Raw genomic sequence first — 15,879 nt, 5'->3', positions numbered from 1 at the left:
GACCATTGCTCCGAACGGCGCGATTCCGCCGTGAACAAGTGGGTATCCGCAGCTCAACCACTTAGGAGGTGGACACATGCTGGCCATCATCGCCGCAGTCTCGTTCGGCCTCGCGCTGATCCTCGATCTGGCGAAGGTCGCGCTCGGAGACGTGATCACCGTCAACACGCTGATCGTGCTCGGGCTGTTGCTGCTCGCGTTGCACCTCGCCGGTGTCGGCACCGGCACCCGGTCCTTCGGCTGGCGCCGTGCCCGCAGGTAAGACCGTCGAAGGCCCCACCAAGCTGCCGAAAGGTGCTTGGTGGGGCGTTCTCAAAAGGACGGTCAAGGAGTTCAACGACGACAACCTGACGGACTGGGCCGCAGCGCTCACCTACTACGCGGTGCTGTCGCTGTTCCCCGGGATCATCGTGCTGACGTCGGCCCTCGCTCTGATGGGCGACACGACGACGCAGGAACTCCTGAAGTACGTCGACCAGGTCGCGCCCGGTGAGGCCGGCAACCTGGTGAAGTCGTCCATCGAAGAGCTGCAGAAGAGTCAGAACACTGCCAGCCTGCTGGGCATCATCGGTCTGCTGACGGCGTTCTGGACCGCGTCGGGCTATCTCGGTGCGTTCATGCGCGCGTGCAACGCCATGTACGACGTCGAGGAAGGCCGCCCGTTCTGGAAGACGGTGCCACTGCGGCTCGGGCTGACGCTCGGCGCGGTGATGCTGGTGTCGCTCACGCTCGGCGCGCTCGTGCTGACCGGCGGGATCGCGGACACGGTCGGCAACGCCATCGGGCTCGGCGACACCGTGGTCACCGTGTGGGACATCGTGAAGTGGCCGGTCATCCTGCTGCTCGTGAGCCTGGCGTTCGCGGTCCTGTACTGGGCCGCGCCGAACGTCCGGCAGCAGGGCTTCCGCTGGATCAGCCCCGGCAGTCTCCTCGCGATCGTGCTGTGGGTGCTCGCGACCGTCGGTTTCGCCGTGTACGTCGCGAACTTCGCGTCCTACAACAAGACCTACGGCTCGCTGGGCGGCGTGATCGTCTTCCTGGTGTGGCTGTGGATCTCGAACATAGCCGTGCTGCTCGGCGCCGAGTTCGACGCGGAACTGGAGCGCGGCCGGCGGATCACCGAGGGCGAGCCGGACCCCTCACCCGAGCCGCGTGATCTCCCCGGGTAGGTCGGCCTCGACCGCCGTCCACACGCCGTCCGGCCCGGCCTCGATGCGCTCGCTCGTGTCGCCGGGGACGAGCACCCACAGCTGGTCCTTCTGGGACAGCCACACCACGCCGATGCCGTCCGCCCGCGAACTCGTCGCGTACTCGTAGGACTTGCGGAACACGTCACCGCCGTTGCGGTCGGTCACCCGCACCTCGCTCGCACTCTCGGCGTGCGCGACGAACTTCCCGCTCGGCGACTGCTTGGGCGCGCCCGGCCGGGCGAACCGGTCCTCGCGGTCACTGCCGCAGCCGGTGAGGACCAGGAGCAGGGCGACGAGTGCCGCCAGAACCCTCATGCCGGCCCGCTACCGGAAATGCCGTGCTTCATACCGCCAAAGGTAGCTAGCGTGATCTTCTATGCGGACTGTTCTGGAAGAGTTTTACGACTCTGTGCCCCGACCGGGATCTCACGTTGAGGAACACGGCGAGCTGGTGCTGTTCGTCCAGGCGGGCGACGGCTACCCGTACTACGCGCGACCCCGGTTCCCCGGCGGGCAGCCGACGGTCGCGGACGTGCTGAAGGTGCGGGAACGGCAGCGCGAGCTCGGTGTGCCCGAGGCGTTCGAGTGGGTGCACGAGACGACGCCCGGCCTGCTCGACGTCGCGGTCGAAGCCGGCTTGGAGGTGCTCCAAGCGCCGTTGCTGGTGCTCGATCCCGAGAAGCTGCCGGAACCGCATCCGCACGTGCGCGTGCTCGACACGCGGCCCGCCGAGGTGTCCGTCGTGGCGGAGCTGGCGTTCTCGGCGCCGGGCACGGCACCGGGTGAAGCCGGTGTGGCGGAACGGGACGCGGCCCTGCAGGGCGCCGTCCCGATGAGCACCCGGCACCGTCACGCGGTGGCCGACCTGCCAGGCGAGGGCGTACTGGCGGTAGGAACAGCGCAACGGTCGGGTGACGTCGTGGAGATCGCGGGCATCGGCACGTTGCCGGCGGCACGGCGACGTGGCCTCGGTGGCGCGGTCACCGCGGAACTGGCGCGCGACGCCCTGGAAAGAGGCGCCGAGCTGGTGTTCCTGTCGGCGGGGAGCTTGGAGATCGCACGGGTCTACGAACGCGTCGGGTTCCGCCGGTTCGGCACGGCCTGCATCGCCTCACCGGCTGGTTAACGAGGCATCGGTACCCGGAACAGGCAGCCGACGCACGGCATTCCGGAGGGCTGGGAGAGCAGTTCGGCCTCGCCCTGGTGGATGAGCTCGCCGCAGTACGCGGTCAACGCGAGCAACGTGTCGTCGTCGGGCACGGGTACGAGGTGGCACGTGCGTTGTGTCTCGCCTACGACACCCGCACGCTTGCGGACCAGCAAGACAGGCATGCTCATGCCTTCACCTCGGCGTCGTCCACCACACACACGACAGCGTGCGTGGTGGCGTAGAACTTGAGCCGGTAAGGGCCCGAGTTCTGCTCTGCCACTGCCGCGCAGAACCTCTCGGTGACCTCGTCCGAGCGCGGCGTTCGTTCGGTCAGGTCGTTCACACTTCGATCGTGCGGGCTGCCCGGCGAAATGGGCAGGGTTCTATACGATTTGCGGGTGCCGTATGCGGAACTCGCATACGGCGGCTACCGGAGCTGGGCCGTGAGCTCGGCGATCGCCGGCGTCGCGGCCCACGGTCCGAGCCTGGCCAGCTCGTTCACGATCAGCTGCGACCCCGTCACGCGGGCCAGGTTCAGTGCCGCGAACCCCAGTTCGACGGCCTGATCGACGTCACCGTTGGCCGCGTGCGCGTAGGCGAGGGTGGCCGTGTGCACGCCCTGCTCCCACTGACAGACGCTGCCCCACCGCGGCATGAGCTCCGTGTACGCGTCGATGGCACGGCGGTGGTCGGCGAGCGCGACCATGCTCGCGGCCCGTTGCATCTGGACGTGCAGGTCGGTGAAGCAGTAGCCGATCGAGTACTCGTCCGTCAGCGGCCGTTCCACGTTCCGCACCAACGCCTGTGCGAGGTCGAACCGCTGCATGCACGCGTTCTGGCCCGCCCGCGCGAGGCCGCGTGCCTCCTGCCGCAACGCCATCGCACGCACGACCGGGCTCACCCCGGTCTCGCGCTGGGCGGCCCGCGCCAGGCCGATGACCCGGTCGTCGTCGCCGTCGGCCTCGGCGAGCTGGCTCATCCGCACGTAGCAGTACGCGACGACGTCCCTGTCGTCCGCGGCTTGCCCCTGCTCCAACGCCCTGGACGTCCACGCGCCCGCGTTGCGCAGGTCGCCGACCTCCTCGAACAGCCAGCCGTAGAACTCCGCGTACATAGCGCCCGTGCCGAGCAACCGCCGGCGGATCTCGCCACGCGCGTTGCGGCGCAAGGTGTCGATGACGTCGTACATGCTGCGGACGGCGGGCATGAGGGCACCGGTCGCCCGCCAGTTGTGCGCGTCGTTGACGATCCGGCGCAGCACGAGCAGCTGACTCACCGCGTTGTCGTTGTCCGCGCTGAAGACGGCGGAGGCGCACAACGCCATCAGCGCCTTGCCCTCCATGCCGACGACCAGGTCACCGGAGGGCACCGGCACCGTGCGGTCGGTCAGCCCGAGCAGGTGGGCTGGAATGCCGAGCAGCCGTTGCAACGTGCGCAGGACGCGCAGGTCGTAGGCGATGTTGCTGCCCGACTCCAGGCGGGAGATCGCGGACTGGGAGAACCCGGCCAGCGTGCCCAATTCGTCCTGACGCAGGCCGTGCGCCTTGCGCGCGATCGCGACCACGGCGCCGGGTGACTCCGCGGCGACCGCCTCGCGCACGTCCCTCGACTCCCAGAGGGACGGCGGCAGCATCGGCAGCGGCCCGTCCGGGACGACGACGGCGTTCCTAGCCGGATTGCTCAACCTCAACGCCTCCCGCACTCGGACCGCCCATCATGCCGCGCCCCGCGAAATCACTCCACCTCGTCTCAGCAGGGGACGAAACCGACTATCCTGCGCGCGTGATCAAGGACTTCGGTGCCGGTGTCGGTCTGCTGCTGCGTGGGTTCAGCCTGGTGTTCAGCACGCCCAAGCGCGTGCTGATGGGTGCGTTGCCCGCGGTCATCACGGCCGTGCTGATGATCGGCGGCTGGGTGCTGCTGGTCACCAACATCGACTCGATCGCCGGATGGCTCACCGGCTTCGCGGACTCGTGGAGCGACACCTGGAAGGGCATCGTCGAGGTCGCCGTCGGAATTTCGGTGATCGCGGCCGGGCTCGGTCTGAGCGTGCTGCTGTTCACCGCGATCACGCTCATGATCGGCGGCCCGTTCTACGAGTACATCGCGGAAGAGGTCGAGGACGAGCTCGGCGGCGTGCCGGACGCGGAGCAGATCGGCTGGTGGCGCGGGTTCCTGGTGGGGCTGCGCGGCACGCTCCTGCTGGTCGGCACATCGATCCTGTTCGCGATCCCGTTGTTCTTCTGCGGGTTCATCCCGATCATCGGGCAGACCGTCGTACCGGTGCTGGCCGTGCTCATCAACGGCTACCTGCTCGGCATCGAGCTGACCGGCATCCCGTTCACGCGCCGCGGCCGGACGTTCAAGCAGCGCAGGCAGATCCTCGCGACGCGCCGCGGCCTGGTGCTCGGGCTCGCCGTGCCGACCTACCTGTTGTGCCTGATCCCGCTGGCCGCGCTGGTCGTGATCCCGGCGGCGATGGCAGGCGGCACGGTGTTGTCGCACCGCCTGCTCAACGGAGACCGCGCTACTGCGTGAAAGGCAGCCAGGCCTGCTGTGCCAGGCCGCTGCGCGCGGTGACCTGCACGCCCGCGTTGGAGATCGACCACAGCTGGTCGCCGATGACGATCGTGCGCCTCGGGCCGCCGTAGTTGTTCGGGCTGGACGGTTCGACGATCCTGCCGGTGTCGCGCAGCTGGTTGCCCTCGACGCGCAGCACCAGCGAGGAGACCTCGTAGTTCGTCCGGTTGGCCGACACCGGGATGACGAGTGTGCCGTCCTGCGGCCAGAACAGGAACGCGTGCGGGTCGAACTGGGCCTCGGAGTTCGAGTTCGGCAGGTGGTACTGCGCGAGTCGTTGCGGTGACGCGGGATTGGCCACGTCGAACAGCGACACCTGCGTACCCGTCGTCCTGCCCTGTTCGGTCGCCTCCTGGCCGACGCCGATCAGCCTCCCGTCGCCCGCCGGGTGCAGGTAGGCGGAGAAGCCGGTGATCTTCAGCTCGCCCGTCACCCTGGGCTGCTTGGGATCGCTGAGGTCGAGCGTGTAGAGCGGGTCGGTCTGGCGGAACGTGACGACGTAGCCCAGCTTGCCGATGAACCGGACGCTGTAGATCCGCTCGCCCTTGCCCAGCCCGCCGACCTGGCCGACCTTGGCCAACTGGTTGCCCTCGCGGCGCAGCGTCGTGACGAAGCTCTCCGACGGCGCCGGAGCGATGTCCTGCTGCGGCACCACGTCCGCGGGCATCCGCCAGCAGCAACGGGTCTCGGTGCCCGTGGTGGTGGCGACGCGGAGAACGCCCTCGTGCTCGGACAACGAGTACTGGTTGAGCAGCGTGCCGTTCACGTCGCCGGACGCGACGTGCTTGGGCGGGCCGGGGTTGCCGATGTCGAACTGGTGGATCGCCGTGGTGATCGGGCGCTGAACCGGTGGCCTGGCGGGAAGTTCCGGCAGCAGGCGGTGGTCGTCGGCGATGTAGAGACTGCGGTCGGTGCCGTAGACGGTGTCGCCGTCGGCCACGATCGAGACCGGCTGACCGGTGCCGAGCTGGCCGGAGAGCTCGAACGTCAGCACGGTCAGCATCGACGTCGCGCTCGGCGCGGTCGGGCGGCTGACGTTCGCGCAGTCGACCAGGGTCCCGCTCGACTTGGCGCCGTTCTCGGTGAGCTCGTAGCGCGGCAGCCACGACGAGATGGGCTCGCTCTGCAGGATCTCCTTGTTGCGGCGCAACGATCCCGCTTCGTTCGTCGTCTGGTCCGGGTACACCCACGGCAGGCGCGGCTGCGAACGGACGACGACGCGGGCGGTGCCGCCGATCTGGCGGGCGTCGAGGTAGAAGCCGTCGGTCTTGAGGCTGCTGATCTCCTTGAGCCCCTTGAGGTCCACGAGAACCAGCTCGGTGGCGGTCTCCGGGGCGAACGACGGCCGGTCGGGCGGCAGCGACGGCTTCAGCATCGGCACGGGGCTGTCGGCGACCACCAGAGCGCGGTCGCCGGAGACCAGCAGCTGGCTCGCCCGGCGCTCGCCGAGGTCGACCGTGCCGGTGATCGCCCTGGACGCGACGTCGATGACGCGCAGCTTGCCGTCGGCGATGGAGACGACGCGTTTTCCGTCCGTCTTCACGATGTCCGGCTCGTCGACGCCCTGCTCGTGCACGTTCGTCGTCGAGTGGCCCTGTTGCTGTGTGGGCGGCGTGGCGGCGGTGGGAGCGTCGGGCACGTTCTTCTGCGCGACGCCCGCGCTGTTGTCCGTCGCCGAGCTCTCCATGGTGAGGAACCGTTGGCCGCCAAGGCCGTACGCGCTGACGTACGGGGACATGGCGCGGCGCAGTTCGGTCAATGCGTTGTCACATGAATCGAACGCGACGAGGCGCACCGGCCCGTAGTCCACGATCGGTGGTGGTGCGAGGGTTTCGTCCCGCACCGCGGAGCTCACGCTCACTCCGGCGACGACCAGCACGGCGGCGCCGGCCAACAGCTTCTTGCCGTTCATGTCACCAGGACGTAAGCGAGGCCGGAAAGGGTTGCCCCTTCCCGGCCTCACGTTTTACAGCTGTGCCTGGATCTGCGCCGCGTAGGTGGAGACGCGGGTGTAGACGCCGGGGTAACCGGCGGCCGCGCATCCCTCGCCCCACGACGTGATGCCGATCAGCTTGCCACCGGCCACGAGCGGGCCACCGGAGTCGCCCTGGCAGGTGTCGGTCCCGCCCTGGCTGTAGCCGGCGCACACCATGTGGGTGGCCTTGTAGTCGCTGCCGTACGAGCTGGTGCAGCTGGAGCTGCTGGTCAGCGGCACGGTGGCCCGCAGCAGGTAGCGCGAGGCCGAACCACCGGAGGACGTGGTGCCCCAGCCGAGGATCGTCGAGCTGGTGCCCGTGTTGTAGAGGGCGCTGTCCGCCGAGGTGGCGAACGGGATCGGGGTCTGCGACAGGTTGCGGTCGAGCGTGAGCACCGAGACGTCGTAGCCGAGGGTCACGTCGCGGTAGCTCGGGTGGATCCAGATCCTCGTGACCCGGGCGACGGTGCCCGCGGTGGAGTTCTTGTCGTCTCGGCCCGCCACGACCCGGACCGCGGACGCCGAGTCGCCCACGGTGCAGTGCGCGGCGGTGACGACCTTGTTCGGAGCGACGAGAGTGCCGCCGCAGTACTGGAAACCGCTGCTCGTGGCGAGGTAGACGACCCAGGGGTAGGTGGACGTGCTCGCGCGCGTGCCGCCGACGATCTGGGTGCCGAACTCGCCGTCGGCGGTCGGAGTCGGAGCTGCTTCGGCCACGCTGACGCAGGCCATGGACAGCGTTGCCGCCGCCAGTGCCGCGCCGAGCAGTGACCGGAGGCGGTGCAGGGTTGCCGCCATGATCATCTCCTTCTTCTGTTGTGTCCCCGGCCGCGAGGCCGGTGGTGATTAAAGAAAGACATGAGGACTCCGGACCGGGTAGGGCTGGTCCGCGTAGGCCATTCGGCCGCGCCCGCCCTCGCGTGATTGGATCGAGCGCGAACAACCCCGTTCCGAGAGGAAGTTGTGATGGCCCCCACGAAGCCTGAGGTCGACCCGCACGACGGCCCGGCGCCCGCCGACCTGCTGATCGAGGACATCACCGTCGGCGACGGTGCGGAGGCCACGGCCGGTCAGTTCGTGTCCGTGCACTACGTCGGCGTGTCGCACTCGTCCGGCGAGCAGTTCGACGCGTCCTGGGACCGCGGCGAGGCGTTCCAGTTCCCGCTCGGTGGCGGCCGCGTCATCCAGGGCTGGGACCAGGGCGTCCAGGGCATGAAGGTCGGTGGCCGCCGCAAGCTGGTCGTCCCGCCGCACCTGGGCTACGGCGCGCGCGGTGCCGGTGGCGTGATCAAGCCCAACGAGACGCTGATCTTCGTCGTCGACCTGCTGGGCGTGAACTAGCCAGTTGACCTGAACGGCGTCTCACTGGTCCGATCGGTGGGACGCCGTTGGTCTGCACAGCCGATTTGACTCCAGGGTGGAACGAGATCGGATCCGGCTGCGTCATCCTTTGAGTCCGCCGCCGCTTTGGGAGGGAATCACCGGTGCCCGAGGACATCTCCGGGTCCGAGCAAATGCTCGCGAACTGGAACCAGAACATCCAGGAACGCGCCGCGCGCTATCAGGAGATGGCGACGCGCGTGCAGGGGATGACGATCTCCGAACGGTCGCAGGACGGTTCCATCGAGATCCTGGTCGGGTCCAACGGGATCCTGCAGAACCTCGTGATCAACGAGTCCGCCTCGGGCAAGCGCATGTCCGAGGTCAGCGGCGAGATCATGAAGCTGCTGCAGCGCGCGCAGTCCCGGATTCCCGAGCTGCTGCAGGAAGCCATGGCCGAGACGATCGGCACGCAGGACGAGACGGCCAACGTGCTGTTCAACGAGGCCAAGAAGAACTTCCCGGCGCCGCCGGCCGAAGAGCCGACGCGCACGCCGTACGACCGCAACGAGATCAACTTCCGGGTGGAGGACGAAGCACCGCCGCCGCCCCGCCCGACCCAGCCGCCTCCCCCGCGCCGCCGGCCGCCGTCAGACGATGACGACGACTTCGGCGGGGAGTCCGTGCTCTCCTGATCTTTCTGTCCGCTGCTCGAACTTGAGGGGGTTCGATGACTTCCGGTGGTTTCAACGTCACCTCGGACGTGCTGGAAGCGCACGCCAAGGCCTTGGAGGGCCTGCACGGGCGACTGCAGGGAGCAGTGGACGCGGCCAACACCGTGTCGATGCCGACTGACGCGTACGGGATCATCTGCCAGCCGTTCCGGATGTTGCTCGATCCGGTCGAGCAGTGGGGCATGGACGCGCTCAAGGGCGCGGCGGAGGCCATGGAGGCCACCGGCAAGAAGATCACCGAGACCGCGAAGCACTACCAAGAGGTCGAGGACCAGATCACCCGCACGCTGAAGGGTGGCGTCTGATGTCCTCACCGAACCCGTTGGTGGCGAAGGCCCCCGCCGAACCGTCCGGCTTCTTCAACGCCGGTACCGGTGACAACGGCTGGGCGACCGGCTTCTCCATCGCCGACTCGGCGGTGGACGCGTACAAGGGCATCTCCGAGGGCAGCTGGATCGAGGGCGGCCTCGGCGTCGTGGGTCTCGTGGCCGACGCCGCCTCGATGGCGATCGACCCGTTCGGCACGCTGCTGTCGTCCGCGGCCTCGTTCCTGATGGAACACATGCAGCCGTTGAAGGAGGCCCTGGACTGGCTGGCGGGCGACCCGCCGGTGATCCAGTCGTACTCGACGACGTGGGGCAACGTCTCGCAGGAGCTCGGCAAGATCGCGGGCGACTACAAGGCGGCCGTCGACGGCACCGGTGAGTGGACCGGCAGCGCGGGCGACGCCTACCGCAAGGCCGCCGGCGAGCAGCTGGACGCGTTGTCCGGCGCGGCTTCCGCCGCGGGTTCGGTCGGCACCGTCGTCGGCGTGATGGGCATGGTCGTCGGGTTCGTGCGCGAGATGGTGCGCGACCTGATCGCCGACCTCGTGGCGAAGCTGATCACGTGGGTGCTGGAGGCCGTGTTCACGCTGGGCTTCGGCACGCCGGTGATCGTGGCGCAGGCCGTGACCGCGATCTCGAAGTGGGCCACCCGCATCGGTGAGCTGATCCAGAAGCTCATCAAGACCATCAAGAAGGTCTCGCCGCTGCTGGGCAAGCTGGTCGAGATCTTCACGAAGATCATGAAGGTCGTCGGCAAGCTGGTCGGCAAGGTGACCGGGCTCGACGTGATCTCCACTAAGTCCATCAAGCCCGGCGGCCTGTTCCACAGCACCAACGCCCCGGACCTCTCCCCGTCCGGCACCCCTGGTTCGCCGTCGTCTCCCGGTGGGTCGCCGTCTTCACCGTCCTCTCCGGACAGTTCGCCGTCCTCACCCTCCTCACCTTCTTCGCCGGACAGTTCGCCGTCTTCGCCTTCCTCGCCGTCCTCTCCGGACAGTTCTCCTTCGTCTCCTTCGTCTTCCTCGCCTCCGGGATCGCCTTCTTCGCCGTCCTCGACGCCGGACGCGCCTTCGCGTGCCCCGGACACCTCGTCCCCGTCGTCCGCGCCGTCGCCTTCGCGCGCGCCGGACAGCTCGGCACCCGACGCCCCGTCGCGGACCCCCGACAACTCCTCGCCCCCGTCGGCACCGCGCACACCCGACAGCTCTCCCGGCTCTCCGGGCTCGCCTTCCGCACCGGCGGCACCGAGCGCCCCGCACACGTCATCGACCCCGGACGCACCGGCGCCGACCCGCAACACGGGCCAGACCGTCCAGTCCTCGGTGGCACCGCCGGAGGCACCTCTCCGTCCGGACGCACCCCAGGCCCCCACCCGCACCCCGGACAGCTCCCCGTCGACGCCCGCCCAGTCGGGCCCGATGGGCGGCGGCGCCCCGAACGCCGGTGGCGGCGCCCCGTCGTCCCCGGCGGCAGGCCGTCCGCCGACAGGTCCCGGCCAGGGCTGGACCGGCACCCCGGGCAGCCGGGGCGACCTGGGCTCCGGTGCCCCCGCGCCGCGCTCCCCCGACATGTCGACGTCGGCCTCCCGAGCGGACGCCCCGGCACGCCCGGCCTCGATGCCGAGCGCACCGTCGGCCCCGTCGATGCCGTCCTCTCCTTCGGCACCCTCGATGCCTTCCGCACCGTCCGCGCCGTCAGGCGGAATGCCTTCGGGCGGCGGCGGCATGCCACACGCCCCCTCGGCCGGCGCCCCGCACAGCCCGTCGACCGGCGGCCCCTCGGCCGGCTCCCCGAACGCGGCACGTCCCGACGCGACTCCCCCGAGCCGCGCCACCTCGCCGTCGGCAGCCGCACCGCACGCCCCGTCGGCACCGTCCAGCCCGAACATGCCACCGGCCCACAGCCCGTCGGCAGGAGCACCACACGCTCCCGGAGCAGGCGCCCCGCACTCCCCCTCCGGGCCGAACGCCCCGCGCGGCGACGCCCCGATGCGCCCGCAGTCGTCCGCACCGACGGCTCCGAACGCACCCTCGGCCCGCACGGACGCCCCGAACGCACCGTCGTCACGCCCGGACGCCCCCCAGGGCCGCCCCAACACGGGCCCGTCCGGCCCACACGGCGGACCGTCGCGTCCCGACGCGCCCCACGCCCCGTCGCGCCCTGACGGACCGCACGGCAACACGACGCCGTCGTCACGTCCCGACGCACCGCACAACGGCCCGTCCGCACCAAACGCGCCGCACAATCCCAACGCGCCGCACTCGCCTAACGCACCGCACAGCCCAAACGCACCGCACGGCGGCCCCAACGCGCCGCACTCGCCCAACGCGCCACACGGTCCCAACGCGCCGCACGGTCCGAACGCACCTCACGGCGGGCCCAGTGCGCCGCACGCGCCCAATGCACCGCACGGGCCCAACGCACCCCACGGCGGGCCTAACGCGCCGTCTCGACCAGACGCGCCCCACGGCGGTCCGTCACGTCCCGACGCCCCCCATCGCCCCAACGCGCCGCACGGCCCGAGCACCCCGCACGGCCCGAACGCGCCCCACGGCGGCCCCAACGCACCGCATGCGCCCAACGCGCCACACAGTCCCAACGCGCCACACGCACCCAACACACCGCACGGGCCCAATTCACCGCATGGCGGCCCGAACTCGCCGTCCCGGCCGGACGCACCCCACGGCGGTCCGTCGCGTCCCGACGCCCCTCACCGCCCCGACGCGCCGCACCGGCCTGACAGCCCGTCTCGCCCGGACGGCAGCGGCCCTGGCAACCGTCCCGACGGCACCCGCCCTGACGGCTCACGTCCGGACGGCAACCGTCCCGACGGCAACCGTCCTGATGGCACCCGGCCCGACGGCTCCCGCCCGAACACCCCCGACGGCCCCCGCCACCGCGGCACCGACACGGCCGAGGCACCCCACCGCGCCCCGGACAGCACCCACCCGGAAGCCGCGACCCCGCACCGTCCCGACGCCGACGCACCCCGCCGCCCGGACGCGGACGCGCCACACCGCCCCGACGCGGACGCGCCGCACCACGGCCCGGACGGCGACAAGCCGCACGACAACACCCCGGACAAGCCGCACGACGGCGACCCCGACAGCCCGAACAACCACGACCAGGACGCCCCGCCCGCGGACCGCCCCTCCCCCGAGGAGGCGCACCAGCGGCACGCCGAGACCACCCCGTCCGGCGTCTCGCACCACGGCGGCGACCCCGACATGGGCGACCTGCCGCACCGCGTCCCCAACGACCCGCGCTACTTCACCGCGGACGTCCACGTCACCCCGGACGGCAGGGCTCGCATCGGCGGCCACGACTACACGCCGAAGGAGTACGCGGACATGCTCCGCCGCTCCGGCTACGACGGCAGCAAGCCGGTCCGGCTGATCGGCTGCGACGCCGCCAGCAACGACTTCGCCAAGCAGCTCTCGAAGCACCTCGACGCGCCCGTGCTGGCCCCGACCAAGCCGGCCTGGACGGACGCCAACGGCCGCGTCTTCACGAGCGACCCCGAGATCCGTCCCGACGGCACCCGCCAGCCGAAGATCCCGCCGAACGGCGAGTGGGAGACCCACCACCCGGACGGGTCGAGCACGAAGACCGGCGACGACGGCTTCGCGCCCGGCACGCACGACAAGGACAAGGACCTCGACCCCAGCGACGCCAGGGACCGCGGCGACGACGGCAACGGCAAGCGCCACATCGATCCCGAGCCCGTGGAGATCGAGAAGCGCAACCCCTCGGCGTCCATGGAGGAGAAGGTCAACGATCCGGACTACCGGAAGAAGTACTACCTCGACGAGGACTCCCAGGGACGCGTCCAGCGCAAGGACCAGAACGTCGTCGACGCCAACGGCGATCCGGTGCCGCCCGTGCGCAAGCAGGGCGACGAGATCGTGCTGTCCGAGGACCAGACGCCGATCCCGCCGGACTTCCACAAGGACAAGGTGGACACGTCCCGCGGCGACGACGTCGACCCGGAGCTGAGGCGCGAGAACCAGGACCTCGTCGACGAACGCCGGCAGGAGAACCAGAACCAGAAGGACGCCGAGACCAGTTCTCCCGAGGAGAAGGCGGCCCAGGCGCGTCTCACCAAGATCGGCGAGGAGCTCGGCGACCGGGCGGGCATGCACTCGACGCCCGAGATCTACCCCGGTCCGCCGCCGCCCTCCCGGATCGACCCCGGCCTGCCCGGCAGCGGCCGGTTCGACCAGGTGTGGGAGACCAGCGACGGCAGGCTCGTCGTGGTCGAGGCGAAGGGGCCGAGCGCCGGCCTGGGCAACGCGCTCAACGGCGACAACGTCCTCGTCAAGCAGGGTCACGACACGTACTTCGAGAAGATCGCCGAGGAGATGCGCGACCGCGAGCTCTCTCCCAAGGCGGAGAAGAAGATGCGTGCCGACCTCGAGGGCCAGGGCATGAGCAGGACCGACGTGGACCAGGCCGTCAACGACCTCAAGGCCGCCTACCTGCGGGAGAACGAGCTCGGCGACCGTCTGCTGACGGCCAGCCGGGACCCGAACCACCCCGGTGTCGAGTACGTTGTGACGCAGGCCAAGGTCAAGGAGATGGGCCTCGACGACTACCTCCAGAAGCACCACGCGGAGGACGTCAAGGACCTGACACCGGACGAGCTCGCCGCGTACAAGGCGGAGCACGGCTACAACGACAAGTACCCGGGCGGACGCGTGGACGTCTACGACGGTTACGAGACGAAGCACTTCAAGATGAAGTGGCAGACGGAAACCGAGGAGTGAGCCCCAGGTGGTCGAGGTCAGCCGACACGAGGTCGATCCGGACTGGTCCGCCAAGCAGCTGGAGAAGATCGAGCGGCGGATCGAGGAGACGGTCGACTCCCTCCCGAACGTCCGCACGATCGCGCTGAGCGGGTTGATGAGGGACGCGCTCAGCCATCTCGGGCACCGGTGCGCGGTCGACCCGCTGGGCAGCAACGGTGACACCTGGGACAGCCTGTGCTTCGCCGCGGAGGTCGGCGCCGCGATCTACGCCGTGGCCACGGCCGAAGAGGGCACGCCGGTCGAGATCACCCTGCGGGGCAAGCAGATCCCGGTCACCGCGACGGGCCCCGTGTACTTCGCGTCCGGCGGCACCTGGCTCACCACGAACTACCTGGCGGGCATCGCCAGGGACGTCGCGAAGACGGAGCAGCTCAGCGCGGTGCCTCTGGAGGTGCTGCGCGCCTCCGGCAGCGAGGAGCCGGACTACGTCTTCCTCATGGTCGACATGTTCCAGAAGTTCAACCTCCAGCAGCCCGGCGTGCACGAGGCGCTGAACGCGGCGCTGAAGGCCACCGCCCCGGACGAGATCGACCCGGTGCACCGCGAGCACGTGCGCGTCGTCGCCTTCCCGCAGCTGAACATGTTCCACAACATCATCAACGCCGGCCGCGCTGAGCAGTTCAACCAGGCGCTCGCGGAAGCGCTGGAGTTGTTCAGGGAACTCTGGTCGACGGAGGAGAACGAGGAGTCCCCGAACGGGTACGTCGCCATCGGCCCCCTCGGGCTGGCGAGCATCGCGCACGACGCGGACATCCCGATCGAGGTCACGTCGGAGTACCTGCCGCCGTACCTGTACAACGGCTCCTGGACGCGCGAAGGCCTCTGACCGGTCCCCTGGACCGACCGGTGAACGCGATGCACGAGATCCCCAGGCACGAGATCGACGTGGATCTCGCCCGCGGTCAGGTGGACACGCTCCAGCGCTTGGTCGAGTCGGCGCTGGAGGACGTCGAGTCGGACCCGGACGCGCTGAGCGCCACACGCAGGCGCGCGCTGATGCGCTTCGAGTACCTCACCGCGCTCGACCCCGCCGCGGGCGAGGAAGAGACGTGGCAGGCGGCCGTATTCGCGTCCCAGACGGCGAACGCGGTCTTCGCCCGCACGTCCAAGTCCGAGGACTTCGTCCCCTACCGGCTGGGCGACCGGGAGTACCGGCTGCCCGTGCTCGGCCCGAACCACCACGCCACCCCGGTCGACTGGCTGACCGCCGCCTGGCTCGCCGTCATCACGCGCAGCGAGCAGCGCGTCGCCGAGCTGTGCGAGGTCGGCAGGTACACGTTGCTCGGCAGCGGCGCGAAGGTCGAGGAGTACGTCCGCCCCTGGGTGGACACGATGCAGCGCCACCTCGGCGGCGCACAGGTTCCCCCAGCGCTGCTCGAGTCCGTGATCGACCTGACCGATCCAGGGCAGGCGAAGTTCGCCTCCCGTGACTTCATGCTGCTCGTCGCGTACCCGCCGGTGAACGTCCTGCTCCGCGTCCTGCGCGGCGGGCAGGAAGAGTTCACCGACGCACTGGTGCAGGCGACCACGGCGCACCACGACCACTGGCGTCAGGCCGGCTTCGCGGACAACCCCGACGGGTTCGTCGCACTCGCCGTGCTCGCCATGGCGATCCGAGGCAGGGACAACGGTCTCCTGATCGAGGTCGAGTCCGGCTACCTGCCGGAGAACCTGCTGAGCGGTACCTGGCCGAACCGCTGACCGGTCACCCGGACTGGAACCGCGGGGCCGGACACCCACTCAGAGTGGTGCGAACGGCGTGGGGTGTACGACCGGCCCGCGCGCGTCACGGCAGC

General features: G+C 70.0%; 16 protein-coding genes. 10 read left to right on the top strand and 6 right to left on the bottom strand.

Annotated features, from left to right (window positions below):
- Window positions 1-76 precede the first annotated feature (76 nt).
- Together OG205_RS43160 and OG205_RS43155 are read left to right on the top strand one after the other, a co-directional pair.
- Window positions 77-262: a hypothetical protein gene (locus OG205_RS43160; protein WP_330273531.1), complete on the top strand. Its 186-nt coding sequence runs from the start codon at window positions 77-79 to the stop codon at window positions 260-262.
- Complete coding sequence (locus tag OG205_RS43155) at window positions 249-1,169, top strand: YihY/virulence factor BrkB family protein (RefSeq protein ID WP_330273530.1); 921 nt, start codon at window positions 249-251, stop codon at window positions 1,167-1,169. The genes OG205_RS43160 and OG205_RS43155 overlap by 14 nt, the downstream gene beginning before the upstream one ends.
- Here OG205_RS43155 and OG205_RS43150 read toward each other — a convergent pair.
- Window positions 1,140-1,505 (bottom strand): hypothetical protein, encoded by a 366-nt coding sequence (locus OG205_RS43150; RefSeq protein ID WP_330273529.1) that lies wholly within the window; start codon window positions 1,503-1,505, stop codon window positions 1,140-1,142. The genes OG205_RS43155 and OG205_RS43150 overlap by 30 nt on opposite strands.
- A 136-nt stretch (window positions 1,506-1,641) precedes the next feature.
- On the opposite strand from OG205_RS43150, the gene OG205_RS43145 reads away from it, so the two are divergent.
- A complete protein-coding gene (locus tag OG205_RS43145) occupies window positions 1,642-2,316 on the top strand; it encodes a GNAT family N-acetyltransferase (RefSeq protein ID WP_330273528.1) in 675 nt (224 codons plus the stop codon).
- Here OG205_RS43145 and OG205_RS43140 read toward each other — a convergent pair.
- The 3 genes from OG205_RS43140 to OG205_RS43130 form a co-directional block, all read right to left on the bottom strand.
- Window positions 2,313-2,528 (bottom strand): hypothetical protein, encoded by a 216-nt coding sequence (locus OG205_RS43140; protein WP_330273527.1) that lies wholly within the window; start codon window positions 2,526-2,528, stop codon window positions 2,313-2,315. The genes OG205_RS43145 and OG205_RS43140 overlap by 4 nt on opposite strands.
- Window positions 2,525-2,683: a hypothetical protein gene (locus tag OG205_RS43135; protein WP_330273526.1), complete on the bottom strand. Its 159-nt coding sequence runs from the start codon at window positions 2,681-2,683 to the stop codon at window positions 2,525-2,527. The genes OG205_RS43140 and OG205_RS43135 overlap by 4 nt, the downstream gene beginning before the upstream one ends.
- Before the next feature lie 84 nt (window positions 2,684-2,767).
- A complete protein-coding gene (locus OG205_RS43130) occupies window positions 2,768-4,024 on the bottom strand; it encodes a helix-turn-helix domain-containing protein (RefSeq protein ID WP_330273525.1) in 1,257 nt (418 codons plus the stop codon).
- A gap of 98 nt (window positions 4,025-4,122) precedes the next feature.
- Between OG205_RS43130 and OG205_RS43125 the strand changes: the two genes are divergently transcribed.
- On the top strand, window positions 4,123-4,878 hold the full coding sequence (locus OG205_RS43125; RefSeq protein WP_330273524.1) for an EI24 domain-containing protein: 756 nt from the start codon (window positions 4,123-4,125) through the stop codon (window positions 4,876-4,878).
- On the opposite strand, the gene OG205_RS43120 is transcribed toward OG205_RS43125, so the two are convergent.
- Both OG205_RS43120 and OG205_RS43115 read right to left on the bottom strand, forming a co-directional pair.
- Complete coding sequence (locus OG205_RS43120; protein WP_330273523.1) at window positions 4,868-6,832, bottom strand: beta-propeller domain-containing protein; 1,965 nt, start codon at window positions 6,830-6,832, stop codon at window positions 4,868-4,870. The two genes, OG205_RS43125 and OG205_RS43120, sit on opposite strands and share 11 nt — an antisense overlap.
- 54 nt (window positions 6,833-6,886) lie before the next feature.
- Entirely contained in the window at window positions 6,887-7,693 is an 807-nt protein-coding gene (locus OG205_RS43115) for a S1 family peptidase (RefSeq protein ID WP_330273522.1), read from the bottom strand.
- Window positions 7,694-7,861: 168 nt separating this feature from the next.
- On the opposite strand from OG205_RS43115, the gene OG205_RS43110 reads away from it, so the two are divergent.
- From OG205_RS43110 to OG205_RS43085, 6 genes are all read left to right on the top strand, one after another.
- Window positions 7,862-8,236 carry an FKBP-type peptidyl-prolyl cis-trans isomerase gene (locus OG205_RS43110; protein ID WP_330273521.1) on the top strand — a complete coding sequence of 125 codons (375 nt, stop codon included), beginning with the start codon at window positions 7,862-7,864 and terminating at the stop codon, window positions 8,234-8,236.
- Window positions 8,237-8,379: 143 nt separating this feature from the next.
- Window positions 8,380-8,910: a YbaB/EbfC family nucleoid-associated protein gene (locus OG205_RS43105; protein ID WP_319977044.1), complete on the top strand. Its 531-nt coding sequence runs from the start codon at window positions 8,380-8,382 to the stop codon at window positions 8,908-8,910.
- A gap of 35 nt (window positions 8,911-8,945) precedes the next feature.
- Window positions 8,946-9,254, top strand: coding sequence for a type VII secretion target (locus tag OG205_RS43100; RefSeq protein WP_330273520.1), 309 nt, complete (start codon window positions 8,946-8,948; stop codon window positions 9,252-9,254).
- Window positions 9,254-14,041 carry a hypothetical protein gene (locus OG205_RS43095; protein WP_330273519.1) on the top strand — a complete coding sequence of 1,596 codons (4,788 nt, stop codon included), beginning with the start codon at window positions 9,254-9,256 and terminating at the stop codon, window positions 14,039-14,041. Before OG205_RS43100 ends, OG205_RS43095 begins: the two co-directional genes overlap by 1 nt.
- Window positions 14,042-14,048: 7 nt before the next feature.
- Complete coding sequence (locus tag OG205_RS43090; protein WP_330273518.1) at window positions 14,049-14,909, top strand: immunity 49 family protein; 861 nt, start codon at window positions 14,049-14,051, stop codon at window positions 14,907-14,909.
- A 29-nt stretch (window positions 14,910-14,938) separates the two neighbouring features.
- Window positions 14,939-15,784, top strand: a complete 846-nt coding sequence (locus OG205_RS43085; protein WP_330278362.1) for an immunity 49 family protein — start codon at window positions 14,939-14,941, stop codon at window positions 15,782-15,784.
- The last annotated feature ends 95 nt before the right edge of the window (window positions 15,785-15,879 follow it).

Source organism: Lentzea sp. NBC_00516 (assembly GCF_036346835.1).
Taxonomy (GTDB): Bacteria; Actinomycetota; Actinomycetes; order Mycobacteriales; family Pseudonocardiaceae; genus Lentzea; species Lentzea sokolovensis.
This window is presented reverse-complemented; position numbering and strand designations above follow the sequence as displayed.

Bases quoted from the DNA above. Each gene is read 5' to 3' on its own strand.
- OG205_RS43160 (WP_330273531.1), top strand. From the start codon at position 77: ATGCTGGCCATCATCGCCGCAGTCTCGTTCGGCCTCGCGCTGATCCTC.
- OG205_RS43110 (WP_330273521.1), top strand. From the start codon at position 7,862: ATGGCCCCCACGAAGCCTGAGGTCGACCCGCACGACGGCCCGGCGCCC.
- OG205_RS43115 (WP_330273522.1), bottom strand. From the start codon at position 7,693: ATGGCGGCAACCCTGCACCGCCTCCGGTCACTGCTCGGCGCGGCACTG.
- OG205_RS43085 (WP_330278362.1), top strand. From the start codon at position 14,939: ATGCACGAGATCCCCAGGCACGAGATCGACGTGGATCTCGCCCGCGGT.
- OG205_RS43095 (WP_330273519.1), top strand. From the start codon at position 9,254: ATGTCCTCACCGAACCCGTTGGTGGCGAAGGCCCCCGCCGAACCGTCC.
- OG205_RS43100 (WP_330273520.1), top strand. From the start codon at position 8,946: ATGACTTCCGGTGGTTTCAACGTCACCTCGGACGTGCTGGAAGCGCAC.
- OG205_RS43120 (WP_330273523.1), bottom strand. From the start codon at position 6,832: ATGAACGGCAAGAAGCTGTTGGCCGGCGCCGCCGTGCTGGTCGTCGCC.
- OG205_RS43150 (WP_330273529.1), bottom strand. From the start codon at position 1,505: ATGAGGGTTCTGGCGGCACTCGTCGCCCTGCTCCTGGTCCTCACCGGC.
- OG205_RS43140 (WP_330273527.1), bottom strand. From the start codon at position 2,528: ATGAGCATGCCTGTCTTGCTGGTCCGCAAGCGTGCGGGTGTCGTAGGC.